We start from the raw sequence: 12,765 nt of genomic DNA, 5'->3' as shown, positions 1-12,765 counted from the left end.
AAGGAGGACATAGAAGATGCGCTCAATGATGAAAACAGCCATCCTCAGCCTCATCGCCATTTTCGTTATCGTTCCAACAGCATTGGCAGACAATTCAGTCTCAAGAATTGATGGCGGGAGCAGATATGCTGTAGCGGCAAACGTAGCGAAAAAAGGATGGGGAACTGCAAGTACAGTCGTTTTAGTTGGGAAAACTGCGTATGCAGATGCAACAGCAGGAATTCCACTTGCATATCAAAAAAATGGACCAGTTCTTTACACAAACAGTAAAAGCCTTTCGGGTGATACAAAGAAAGCCTTAACTTCATTAAAAACAAAGACGGTGATCGTTTTAGGCAGCACATCAAGTGTGTCAAACAACGTGGTCAATCAAGTGAAGAAAATGGGCATCTCCACACAGCGTATTTCAGGAAAAAACCGATATGAGCTATCTGCCAATATCGCAAAAAAAATGAAAAAGCCAGCAGGCGTCGTTGTCGTTGAGGGTTCTTTCTATGCACATGGGATTGCGATTGCACCTGTAGCAGCTCAAAAAGGATTCCCAATTCTATATACAGATAAAAAGGGACTTCGTTCTGAAATCGCTTCTGTTGCAAAAGCAAGCAATGTGAAACAAACCATTGTAGTCGGCGGAGAGAATTACGTCACAAAAGCAGCTTATAACCAATTGAAATCACCAACACGGATCAAAGGCTCGACTCGTTATGATGTCGCGGCAAATATTGTGAAAAAGTACAATATGAGTGTCAATAATACCTATGTAGGAAGAGGATTTGGTTATGCCACTTCATCTTCTGCTGCAGGCATTGCAGCGAAGCAAAACAAAGCATTGCTTCTAACGAATGAAAAGACACTGCCAAAAGTAACAAGAGCAACAGTGAGCAGTAAGAAAATCACCAAATTTACTGTCGTAGGCAGTACAAATACAGTGACACCAACTGTTGTGAACCAGCTGAAAAACCCGGCTGTTGGGAAAAAAGTATTCATTGACCCAGGTCATGGTGCGCATGATTCAGGAGCTGTAGGATACGGATTATATGAAAAGAATTTGAATTTAGATGTAGCAAAGCGTTTAAATACGAAATTAAACAACGCTGGTGCACTTGTGACCATGTCAAGAACATCAGACACATTTGATAGTCTTCAAACACGAGTGAGCAAAGCTGCGTCAGCAAATGCAGATATCTTTATCAGTGTCCATGCGAACTCAAACGATAACAGCAGTGCAAATGGAACAGAAACGTATTATGACAAAACCTATGCGGCTGCAAACAGCCTGAAGCTGGCGCAAAACATCCAGCCTAAAATGGTCAGCGCACTAGGTACAAGAGACCGTGGTGTGAAAACAGCTGGCTTCTACGTTATTAAATATTCTAAGATGCCAAGCGTTCTTTTGGAAACTGGTTTTGTTTCCAGTCCAGTAGATTCAAACATCTTGAAATCTGCTACGTATAAAGATCGATTAGCGTCAGGCATTTCAAGCGGTGTGTCAGGTTATTTTAGATAAGAAAACACAAACCTGAGGGGTGCCTCAGATACTCCTCTTAGGCTGCTCGAGAACGTACTCGGCAGCCTTTTTTCAAAAGTCCATGAAGCATCTTTGGTGAAGGGTTCAAACCAAGGAGGTTGACTTCATGCGTTTTGATATCAAATGTATGTTACTGATTGCTATTTCACTATGTTTATATACACCATCCGTTTTTGCTCAGCACACTGTATCGAGGATAGAAGGAAGCAATCGATATGAGGTGGCTGTAAATACCGCGAAAAGGGGCTGGAAGGAAGCGCCTGCCGTTGTTCTTGTGGGCGGTGATGCTTATGCAGATGCCCTGAGTGCTGTGCCTTATGCTTACCAGCAAGGGGCCCCAGTCCTGATAACGAATGCTGGCAGTCTTTCAGGTCCTTTAAAGACAGGGCTGCAGCAGCTCAAAACGAAGCGGGTAACGATTCTTGGAGGGACTGCGAGTATTTCTGAAAACGTCGTGAAGCAGCTAAAAGCAATGAATCTATCTGTTTCCCGTATTCAAGGAAAGAACCGCTATGAATTGGCGGCAAATGTGGCGAAGCACATGAAGAGTGCTAGTGCGGCAGTCGTCGTGAATGGTTCTGCTTATGCTGATGCTGTCGCGATTGCTCCATACGCTGCCAAACAAGGCTATCCTATTTTATTAACAGATGCGAAAGGACTGCGCGAGGAAACAGCCAATCTATTAAAAAACAAAGCAGTCAAGCGGACCATTGTGATTGGCGGAGAAGCAAGTATCAATAAAACGGCTTTTCAAAAGCTTCCATCACCAGTCAGAATAAGCGGAGCCAATCGGTATGAGGTGGCTGCCCAAATTGCTAAAACGTATCCAATGAAGACAAGCCAAACATTTATAAGTTATGGGTATGCCTATGCAGATGCAGCCGCTGCGGCAAGTATAGCAGCGAAACAGGGCCAAACCCTTCTTCTTACAGACGCTCAAACGGTGCCGGATGCTATCAGAAAAGTCATCGGAGCCAAACAGATGTCAGCTTTTTCTGTTGTAGGCGGAACATCAGCCGTTCAAACGAATGTCATCACGCAGTTGAAAAATGCGGTGTTAGGTGAAACGATTTTTATTGATCCAGGTCATGGTGCGCAGGATGCTGGAGCGGTAGGGAATGGGCTGCTTGAAAAGAATATCAATTTAGAAGTAGCATTAAAGCTGCGGTCAAGGCTTCACCAAGCGGGTGCCCTTATTGTCATGTCGAGAACTTCTGATACATTTGACTCCTTGCAGACACGTGTCAGTAAAGGAGCCCAGGCAAGTGCTGATATATTCATCAGTATCCACGCCAACGCAAATGATAACAGCGGTGCGAATGGAACAGAGACGTATTATGATACGACATATGCGGCTGCTCATAGTATCAAGCTGGCACAACAGGTTCAGCCTCGAATGGTCAGTGCCCTTGGAACGAGGGATCGAGGAGTGAAAACAGCAGGGTTCTACGTCATCAAATATTCTAGAATGCCCAGTATTTTGCTAGAAACCGGCTTTGTAACAAGTCCAATCGATGCGAGTATTTTAAAATCTACCACTGCAAAGGATCGGCTGGCTTCTGGAATTACAACTGGTGTGTCCAATTACTTTGACACAAAATGAATCATGAGTGGGGTGTCAAGTTAAAAATACATTTCATTTCTGGTTATGTTTGTTATAATTGAAACATAGAAGGTGAATGGTTTACACATAAATCTTCAAACGACAGCAAACCGACAAATCATGAAGAGGTGACGATTTTGAAAAAATTAATCACAATGCCGTTTCTAGTATTGCTTCTAGGTGTATTGCTCACAGCGTGCGGCACAACAAATCAATCAAGCGATAACAAAAAAGAAGACAGCAAAAAAGAAACAACTGAAGCAGCCGATCAAAACAAAGATAAGGCTGCAGACGAAAAATCAGAAGATCAATCATCAAAAAATGAAAAATCAGATGATCAAAGCAAAGAAACAGCTGCTCAAACAGAAGAGCCAGCAAGTCAATCTGATGAAGAGGCAAAAGACAGCTCAAGCAAAGAAATCACAAAAGAAGAACCTGCTAAAGACCAATCAAAAGCTGACTCTAAAGGTGACTCTAAAACAAAGAAAGAATCAACGACTAATAAGAAAAATGAAGTCACCAAAGAAGGCACATATGTCGGTTTGGCTGATGGACATACAATTGCTGTCAACATTGATGGAAAAGAAGTAGCTATTCAATTCGGAAATACATTTTCTAAACAAGTGAACAGCTTAAAAGAAGAATCAAAAGTAAAAGTAACCTATACAAAAGATGCAAACGGAACACTTCGATTAAAAACGATCGAATCTGTAAAAGCAAAATAAAGAAAAGACCCGGAGACCCGCAGAATTGCGGGTCTTTTTTACGTTCAAAAGGGCATAACTTGATATAAGTGCACATTCTTAACAAAGTTTTACAAGACTTAACAGCGCATTTACATTTGCTTAATGTTGCTCTGCTAAACTGACTTTCATAGAACATCTCTTTACACAACAACTACTTTGAATGGTGAGGTGCAGGTCAGTGAGTGCAGAGAAAGCGATGAATCTTTACAGAGAATATGAAGTGAGACGAAATCACTCTTTTGCCTTAACAGAACATATGGTTCGTTATTTATTTGCAAAACGTTTCATAGATTTAATGTTCTCGTTCATCGGATTGATGTTGAGTACGCCAATCATTTTGCTGTTTGCTCTTTTGATTAAGCTGGAAACACCAGGGCCAGCCTTTTATATGCAGGAAAGGGTCGGGAAAGACGGTGTTTACTTTAAATTATGGAAGCTCAGATCGATGAGAACTGACGCAGAAAGCGGAGGAGCGAAATGGGCACAAAAAAATGACCCGCGTATCACCAAAGTGGGGGCATTCATCCGTAAAACAAGAATTGATGAACTTCCGCAATTTATCAACGTGTTAAAAGGAGAAATGAGTATCGTAGGTCCTCGTCCAGAAAGACCGATGTTTACCGCAGAATTTAATCGGACGATTCCAGGCTTCACAAAAAGGTTGGCGGTAAAGCCGGGGCTGACAGGTCTTGCTCAAGTAAATGGCGGATATGAAATGAGTCCAAGTGAAAAATTAACACATGACTTACAGTATATTCAAAACTTGACATTTTCTCTCGACACGAAGATTATGGTAAAAACGTTAAAAGTCATCATGACTGGTGACGGAGCCAGATAAGTAAAGTAGGGAAGAGAAATGGCAAGTATGAAAAAAAGCATGCTAGGCGGGGCAAAATGGACAAGCTTGTCCGCATTGATCATCACCATCATCCAAATTGCACAGTTCGCTTTTTTAGGGAACGTGATGTCACTCAAGGAGTTTGGACTCGTTGGCATGATCACAACTGTCACAATATTTACGCAGATTTTACTAGATCTAGGAATTGGGGCAGCAATCATTCAAAAGGAACAAACGACAGAACGTCAATTATCTACATTATATTGGATCAACCTGCTCACAGGGATTATCTTGTTTTGTCTGCTCATCCTGCTAAGCCCAATGATAGCCGCTTTTTATAACCGGCCAGAGCTAGAGGGTCTGCTCAAGCTATTATCGATCATGTTTCTGATCGCACCGATTGGCCAGCAGTACCAGTATATGATGCAAAAAGACTTAGCCTTTAAAACATTAAGCACCATTGAAGCCATTGCGACCATCATATCGCTGCTCGTTTTACTCGTTTTCGCCTTCTTCATGAATCCGATTGTCGCCTATGTCATTTCTCAAGTGCTGCTGCAATCAGGAAAAGGTCTCATGTATGCAGCGGCTTATTGGAAGAAGTGGCGTCCAGCACCTGTATTTGCATTAGGAGAAGTGAAGGAATTTTTCTCATTCGGTGCATTCCAGCTCGCATCCAGACTGGTTAACCGAGCAGGATCAAACATCGACATGATTTTAATCGGCCGGTTTCTTGGAGCGGAAGCGTTAGGTATTTACAGCTTGGCGTATCAAATTGTGACAATACCCGTGCTGAAGATAAATCCGATTGTGACGAGAGTGGCTTTCCCGGTTTTCGCAAAAAGTCAGCGGGATCACTCCGTGCTGCGAGAGGGCTTCCTAAGTATGACGAATATGCTCGCATTGGTTAGTTTTCCATTATTAATCGGCCTTGCTGCCGTATCAGACAGCTTTATAGAAGTCGTGTTTGGAGAGAAATGGCTAGTAGCGGTCCCGGTTTTAAATATATTGTGCATTGTCGGCCTGCTGCGTGTGCTGATGAATCCAAACGGTTCAATCCTTCTTGCAAAAGGGAGAGCGGACTTAGCCTTTTATTGGGATACGGGAATGCTCATCGTGTATGGCTGCGCATTATATGCAGGTGTCACTACAGGCAGTCTGCTCACAGTAGCTTGGATCTACTCAGGTGTCAGTCTGCTCAACTTTATTGTCGGCAGATGGCTTATGGCATATGTCATTCAGCTTGATATGAAGGTGTATTTAAAATCACTTGGAAAGCCTGCTGTCATGACGCTGCTCATGGCGGTCTGTGCGGTAGCTTTACATCAAGGGATGAAGCTGACGTCAGCAGATATTTCACTTCAATTACTACTGACTGTTTGTGTCAGTGCTGCATTGTATAGCTTGCTGCTCATCAAAATGTATCCGCAGGCTGCAGGCAAATTATTGAGAAGAGGTCGTTCGTCATGAAGGTACTATGGCTGACAAGTGTATATCCTAGTGAAAAACATCCGAGTGAGGGCGTATTTCATGAAACACAAGTACAGGAGCTGCTCAAACAAGGAATAGAAGTGACTGTCATTTGTCCTAAACCAGTGAATCCACCGGTTTTACGGATGCTCAAGGCATCCTATCGGCAGAAAAGGGATCTGCCTGAACAGGAAGTGAGGAACGGAGTGAAGGTTTACAGACCGCCTTATCCAGCGCTCCCTGGACAGCTGAAATGGGCGCAGCCGAGTAAACGAATAGCGGCTTCCGTTCTCAGAGCAATGCAGCGTCATCAGCTGTCACCAGATTTTATCCATGCGCACTTTGCCATGCCGTCTGGCGGAGCGGCGGCTGTTATTCAGAAAGAAACGAAAATCCCTTATCTTCTGACCTTGCACGGCAGTGATGTGAATGTATATCCGAACTATAGCAAAGGGGCGAAGGCAGCCTTTGAAACGGCGGTGAGGCAGGCATCTGCTGTTCTGACAGTGAGTGGGGAGCTGGCTAAAAAGACAAATGAGATGACGAAGGTAGAAGCAAAATGTCTTCCGCTTGGTATTCCGCTCCGATCATTTTCCAGAACGGAAGAAGGTCAAGAAGGCATCAGAAAACACTTAGGTTTACCGCTTCAAGATAAGCTCGTTGTTTTCGTCGGGCGTTTAGTGAAAGAGAAGGGCTTGCTTGAATTAGCTGATGCTGTCAGCAGCATGGATGGAGTGAAAGCAGTTTTTGTTGGAAAAGGCCCCCTTGCAAAGGAACTCAAGGAACGGGCGGGGGCATCTATTATACTCCCAGGGCAGGTGCCGAATGAGCAGGTGAGAGACTACTTAATGGCAGCTGATCTGTTTGCACTCCCTTCCTACAGTGAAGGAATGCCAACCGTCGTTCTAGAAGCGCTCGCTTTAAAAGTACCTGTCATTGCAACCCGGGTTGGTGGTCTCCCATCCTTATTTTCAACCTATCAACACCTGCTCGTTGAACCGCGTTCGACGCGTCAGCTGAAAGAGGCGATTCACGCCTGCCTTTATGAAAACAGATGGAATGAAGAAGTGAAGAACGATCTTCATGAAATGGTTCATACAGAATTTTCATCAGAACATAATGCGAAACATCTCATTCAGCAATATGAGAAGGTGTTCAATCAATCAACATCCATCGTTTAAACAAGATGAAATGTGCAAAGAATGATAGATAGATAAACAGCTTGGAACGGACAATATGCTTTTACTGAGAGGATGAAAAATGTTGAAGAAAATTGCTGTGATTGGAACAGGTTATGTCGGGTTAGTATCGGGTACTTGTTTTGCTGATATCGGAAATCGTGTCATCTGCTGTGACATCGATGAATCAAAAATCAACAGCTTAAAAAGTGGTGTCGTTCCCATTTATGAACCAGGTTTAAAAGAATTGATTGAAAAGAATACAGAAGAAGGAAGACTGTTTTTTACAACGAATATTCCTGCCGCTATTAGGGAATCAGAGATTATCTATATTGCCGTAGGGACACCGATGACACCACAGGGGGAAGCAGATTTAACGTATGTGAAGGCTGTCGCTCAAACGATCGGTGAACACATGAATGGCTATAAAATCATCGTCAATAAAAGCACAGTGCCCGTTGGAACAGGCCGTCTCGTTCAAGCCATTGTTGAAAAGGCATCGCGCAGCAAATATCCTTTTGATGTCGTATCCAATCCAGAGTTTCTCCGAGAAGGCTCAGCGATTCAAGATACGATGAATATGGAGCGGGCGGTCATTGGTTCGACTAGCACTCATGCCTCTACCATCATCAAAAGACTGCATGATCCGTTTCAAACAGAGGTTGTAGAGACCAACTTAGAAAGTGCAGAAATGATTAAGTATGCTGCAAATGCCATGCTTGCCACAAAAATCTCATTTATTAATGACATTGCAAATATTTGCGAAAGGGTAGGCGCTGACGTTGAAAAAGTCAGTGAAGGAGTTGGATTAGACAGCCGAATCGGGCATAAATTTTTAAAAGCAGGCATTGGATTTGGAGGTTCTTGTTTCCCGAAAGACACGATGGCTCTTCTCAAAATTGCCGAAACATCCGGATACCGGTTCAAGCTGATTGAATCTGTCATTGAAACGAACAACAACCAAAGAGCCCACCTGGTCAGCAAATTGATGAGTGTGTTCGGTGATATTAAAGGAAAAACCATTTCTGTCTTAGGCCTTGCCTTTAAACCGAATACGAATGATATGCGTTCAGCGCCTGCACTAGATATTATCCCAATGCTGAGAGAGCTGGGGGCTTTTGTGAAAGCCTATGATCCGATTGCTTATGTAGAAGCTGAACGTGAGCTTGGCCCGCAGGCAGTTTTCAGCAACGACCTGTACGAAACAGTAAAAGATACAGATGCCTGTCTCATCCTAACAGAATGGGATGACGTACAGAGGATGGATAAAGACCAGCTCAAGCAGCTGCTTCGTTCGCCGATTGTAATTGATGGAAGGAATTTGTTTGATCCAGCAGAAATGAAAGAGAGAGGATTTATTTACCAGTCTATCGGCCGCCCAAGTGTATGGGAAGCAGAATTGGTATCGAAGGCACAATAACAGGGGGAGCTTGGATGAAGAAAGTATTGGTTACTGGGGGAAGCGGATTTATTGGATCACATACGGTAGAGGCTTTACTAGAAAAAGGCTATGAGCCCATCGTTCTTGATAACTTTTCGACTGGATCACGAGAAAATATTGCTCATCTTTCCGTGCAATGTATGGAGGCAGATGTCACAAAGCCAGCGACGATTGATTTGATCAAACAAATCGCACCGGATTATATCATTCATCTTGCAGCACAAGTAAGTGTAGCCGTTTCCGTTCAGGATTTCGTATATGACGAAGAGGTCAATATAAAAGGATCTCTGCACGTCATGAAAGCTGCGGCTGAAGCAGGAGTGGAAAAAGTCATCTTTGCCTCATCGGCAGCTGTCTATGGAGACCCGGTGTATTTGCCAGTAGACACCGCTCACCGGCTAAAGCCTGGTTCACCTTATGGCTTAGCAAAACTGACAGTAGAGCGGTATTTAGAAATGGCAAAATCACTCTATGATGTGGACTATTGTATTCTCAGGTACAGCAATGTATATGGTCCGCGCCAAGATGCACTTGGCGAAGGCGGTGTTGTCTCTATTTTCTCTGATAAGTTTGCAAAGGATGAGGCTCCTTTTATCTTTGGAGATGGGGAACAAACAAGAGACTTTATCTATGTGGGTGATCTAGCGGCAGCAAATGTTGCAGCTTTAACAGCCCAATCAAACGTTTGTTTAAATATTTCGTGTGGTGATTCCATCACTGTGAATGAACTGTTTCAAACGATGAAACGGGTAACGAGATCACAGCTTGAACCGATTTACAAGCCGCAGCGTGCAGGAGATATCGTGCATAGTACATTGGCAAATGAGGAAACGAAACAAGTCTTAGCATGGGAGCCTGTTGTGAGTTTACAGGAAGGTTTGGCTCGTACCATTTCCTACTATAAACAGGAAATCAAGGCTTAATCCCTCAAATCGGATGGGTTGCTTAGGAGGAAAATGGGTATGAGTGTGAAACAAACAGCATGGCAAATCATGATCGGATGTATATTATTTGCAGCAGGGCTAGGACTTGTACAATTGGCGTCTGCGCAGCCCGCCGGGTTAAAAAAGATGGTCGCCATTCCGGTCCTGCTTTTAGTCCTGACGGCTTTTCTCGTGTTAATGAAGCTATACATGAATGGTGAGCAAGTGTTCATGTCAGCCATATATCTTTTAATTTCATTGACCTTTCTCAACAACGCTTTCTTTTCAATTAGTGCCGGGTTCTTTAGTCTTTTTCTCTACCGTATCATGCTCATTGCCGCCTTTGCTTTATTCATAAGGCGGATGAGAGATAAGGGAACGTACATATCGCAGTGGCAGCAGATTCGTGTAAAAGGCATTCTTGGTTTTTTCGCTGCATGGTTTCTTTACGGGCTCATCTCACTGCTGTGGGCTCATTCGGTCACAGACGGTCTCAAATATATGTCCCTGCTTGCGATGGGGATGGGATTTATCTTTCTTGTGGTCATGTACATTCAGCGAATGGATCAAGTGGTCACCTTTTATAGCATTTGGCTCATCATGACTGTATTTGTCATGGGGATAGGGTTTTATAATCACTTTACTTTGAACCATTTACCGAATACTTCATTGTATCTTGGGCCGGCTTATAAACAGCACTATCCTACAGCTGTCTTTTTTAACCAAAATGACTTTGCGACGTTTTTATCCATTAGCTTTTTCTTGTATTTAGCGTGTATGCGGCAAATGAAAAATGGTTATATCAAAGCCTTTGGATTATTTGGCGCCATCGCAGCACTGTATCTCATTTTGTTAACAGAATCCCGCGCCAGCCTGCTTGGTATATTTGCAGGAGTGGTCATCTATGTGTGGCTGCTAATGCCGCGCTTTCTCAAAAAGTGGTCACTCATCGCAGCAGGCGGACTTGGTGTCATCTGTATCGCTGTTTTTTCAGCCAAGATTTATTCAGTCTTTTATGACTTGTTTCTCGCTTCTCAGGTCGCCCATTCTTTTAGTGAACCACTCCCATCCAACATTGCGAGAGCGAATTTGATCAAAAATGCATGGCATTTCTTTACGGATTCATACGGGTTTGGTGTCGGAGCGGGGAATGTGTCTTACTACTTAGCCCACTTTTCGATCTTTGATACAGATCAAGTCGTTGAAGTGCACAATTGGCTGCTGGAAGTGATGACGAACTTTGGATTTGCGGTCATGCTTGGCTATATCTCCGTCTACGCTTATCTCATGTTCACGCTGTATAAACAATACCAATGGGCTGACACAAGATCAGCAAAAATGATCATTGAAGGTTTGTTTGCTGCCATGCTGAGCTTTCTCGTTTCAAGTATCAGTCCTAGTTCTGTCTCGAATTTATATTTCCACTGGGTCTTTTTAGGACTCGTGATCGCAGCGGTGAATATGTTGAAAAACAAACAGCGCTTGGTAAACCGGGTGTGATGCTGCGCTGGTATGGCTACACTAATGAAAAAGCAAATACGTCAATGTTGGGAGAATGAACATGTCTGGTTTCATATCTAGAATAGGGAAGCGAATCAAAAAGTATATTGTATGGCTTGTGCTGCTGCCTGTCGTATTAGGCGCTTTTGGATTCTTTTTTGCCAAAGGAACAGTGCAGCAGTCTAGTTACACAGCTGCCGTTACGCTTACACTTGGTAAATATGATGACGGAGTGTATAACAATATCGCAGAAGTGACATCTCTATTAAAAAGCGATGCATTTTTAAATGAAGCACTCAGTGATGTGAAAGAAGAAGAAAGGCAGGATGTGAAAAGCCGCCTCATCCTCACCAATCAATCAGATACTCAATTACAGCTGTCCTTCACAGATGCTGATAAGGATCATGCTTTAGCTGTCGTGAAGCAGGTGTCAGATACATTTCTGAAGCAAGACAAAGCATTATTTACAAAAAGGCAGCAGGTGATTGAAAGTAGATTATCTGCTCTAGAAGACGAATCTGTCAGCAACGATTCCAAAGTAGATAAAGAGCGATTTTTATATGAATTGGAGTCTACAAAGCTTGGAATGAAGCAGGCGAAGATTGTTGATCCTGCTCAAGTTCTTGATGAAGGCAATAAAGGCATGTCAGCGAAAAAGCGGGCACTGCTTGGACTTGTCATTGGCTTTAGTATCTCGCTCATGTTTGTGGTCTTACCCGAAGTGTTCAAAGAATCTTAATGATGAACTGGAGATGAGTCTTAGGTGAACAATCAACCGTTAGTATCAATCATTACACCGGCCTATAATGCGGAACGCTATTTAACGGATACAGTTCATTCCGTCCTTGACCAAACCTATTCTAATTGGGAACTGATCATCGCAGATGATTGTTCAACAGATGGAACAAGGAAGCTGCTTGAGGACTTAAGTGAAGCAGACGACAGAATCCACGTCATTTATTTAGAGCAAAATGGGGGAGCCGCCATCGCTAGAAACGCAGCCATCAACCAGGCAAAAGGCCGCTTTATTGCTTTTTTAGATAGCGATGATAAGTGGAAAGAGACGAAGCTTGAACAGCAGGTAGACTTTATGCTGACAAACGATTATGCCTTTACATTCACGGCGTATGACATCATTGCAGAAAATGGAGAACCTTTAGAAAAAACTGTCACTGCACCAGCAAGATTAACTTATGATGAAGCTTTGAAAAATACCATTATCGGCTGTTTAACGGTGATGCTTGATGTAGAGAAGATAGGACATGTAGAAATGCCGAACATCCGCACAAGACAGGATTTAGCTACGTGGCTGTCCATATTAAAAAGAGGATTTACAGCCTATGGAATGAGTGAACCGCTCAGTGAATACCGCATCGTTGGAAACTCGATCTCTAGTAACAAGTGGAAAGCAGCGAAAAAAACGTGGTTCGTCTACAGAGAAATTGAGCAGCTTCATTTTGTCAAAGCATCTTGGTGTTTTATGCACTATGCGACAAATGCTGTGAAGAAGCGCTTATAAACAGAAGGGAAAAAAGGTG

At 43.2% G+C, this 12,765-nt stretch carries 11 protein-coding genes; all 11 read left to right on the top strand.

The window, feature by feature from the left end; genetic code table 11:
• Positions 1-16 precede the first annotated feature (16 nt).
• Positions 17-1,507 carry an N-acetylmuramoyl-L-alanine amidase gene (locus tag NSQ76_RS17615; RefSeq protein ID WP_034623725.1) on the top strand — a complete coding sequence of 497 codons (1,491 nt, stop codon included), beginning with the start codon at positions 17-19 and terminating at the stop codon, positions 1,505-1,507.
• A 127-nt stretch (positions 1,508-1,634) separates the two neighbouring features.
• On the top strand, positions 1,635-3,131 hold the full coding sequence (locus NSQ76_RS17610; RefSeq protein WP_034623727.1) for a cell wall-binding repeat-containing protein: 1,497 nt from the start codon (positions 1,635-1,637) through the stop codon (positions 3,129-3,131).
• Between the two features lie 137 nt (positions 3,132-3,268).
• Positions 3,269-3,856 (top strand): hypothetical protein, encoded by a 588-nt coding sequence (locus tag NSQ76_RS17605; protein ID WP_034623729.1) that lies wholly within the window; start codon positions 3,269-3,271, stop codon positions 3,854-3,856.
• Between the two features lie 199 nt (positions 3,857-4,055).
• A complete protein-coding gene (locus NSQ76_RS17600) occupies positions 4,056-4,715 on the top strand; it encodes a sugar transferase (RefSeq protein ID WP_034281119.1) in 660 nt (219 codons plus the stop codon).
• Positions 4,716-4,733: 18 nt separating this feature from the next.
• Positions 4,734-6,185 (top strand): teichuronic acid biosynthesis protein TuaB, encoded by a 1,452-nt coding sequence (tuaB, locus tag NSQ76_RS17595; protein ID WP_034623731.1) that lies wholly within the window; start codon positions 4,734-4,736, stop codon positions 6,183-6,185.
• Positions 6,182-7,366, top strand: a complete 1,185-nt coding sequence (gene tuaC / locus NSQ76_RS17590; RefSeq protein WP_034623733.1) for a teichuronic acid biosynthesis protein TuaC — start codon at positions 6,182-6,184, stop codon at positions 7,364-7,366. Before tuaB ends, tuaC begins: the two co-directional genes overlap by 4 nt.
• A 79-nt stretch (positions 7,367-7,445) precedes the next feature.
• Complete coding sequence (tuaD, locus tag NSQ76_RS17585) at positions 7,446-8,783, top strand: UDP-glucose 6-dehydrogenase TuaD (RefSeq protein WP_135031306.1); 1,338 nt, start codon at positions 7,446-7,448, stop codon at positions 8,781-8,783.
• Positions 8,784-8,797: 14 nt separating this feature from the next.
• Entirely contained in the window at positions 8,798-9,727 is a 930-nt protein-coding gene (locus tag NSQ76_RS17580; RefSeq protein ID WP_135031304.1) for an NAD-dependent epimerase/dehydratase family protein, read from the top strand.
• A 39-nt stretch (positions 9,728-9,766) separates the two neighbouring features.
• Positions 9,767-11,227, top strand: coding sequence for a teichuronic acid biosynthesis protein TuaE (tuaE, locus tag NSQ76_RS17575; protein ID WP_341055167.1), 1,461 nt, complete (start codon positions 9,767-9,769; stop codon positions 11,225-11,227).
• 61 nt (positions 11,228-11,288) lie between these two features.
• A complete protein-coding gene (tuaF, locus tag NSQ76_RS17570) occupies positions 11,289-11,966 on the top strand; it encodes a teichuronic acid biosynthesis protein TuaF (protein WP_024426261.1) in 678 nt (225 codons plus the stop codon).
• 24 nt (positions 11,967-11,990) lie between these two features.
• Complete coding sequence (tuaG, locus tag NSQ76_RS17565) at positions 11,991-12,746, top strand: teichuronic acid biosynthesis protein TuaG (RefSeq protein WP_171464729.1); 756 nt, start codon at positions 11,991-11,993, stop codon at positions 12,744-12,746.
• Positions 12,747-12,765: the final 19 nt, after the last annotated feature.

This window comes from Bacillus sp. FSL M8-0256 (genome assembly GCF_038005765.1).
Classification (GTDB): Bacteria; Bacillota; Bacilli; order Bacillales; family Bacillaceae; genus Bacillus; species Bacillus safensis.
Note: the sequence above shows the minus strand (reverse complement) of the source record. Positions and strands in the feature narration are given on the sequence as shown.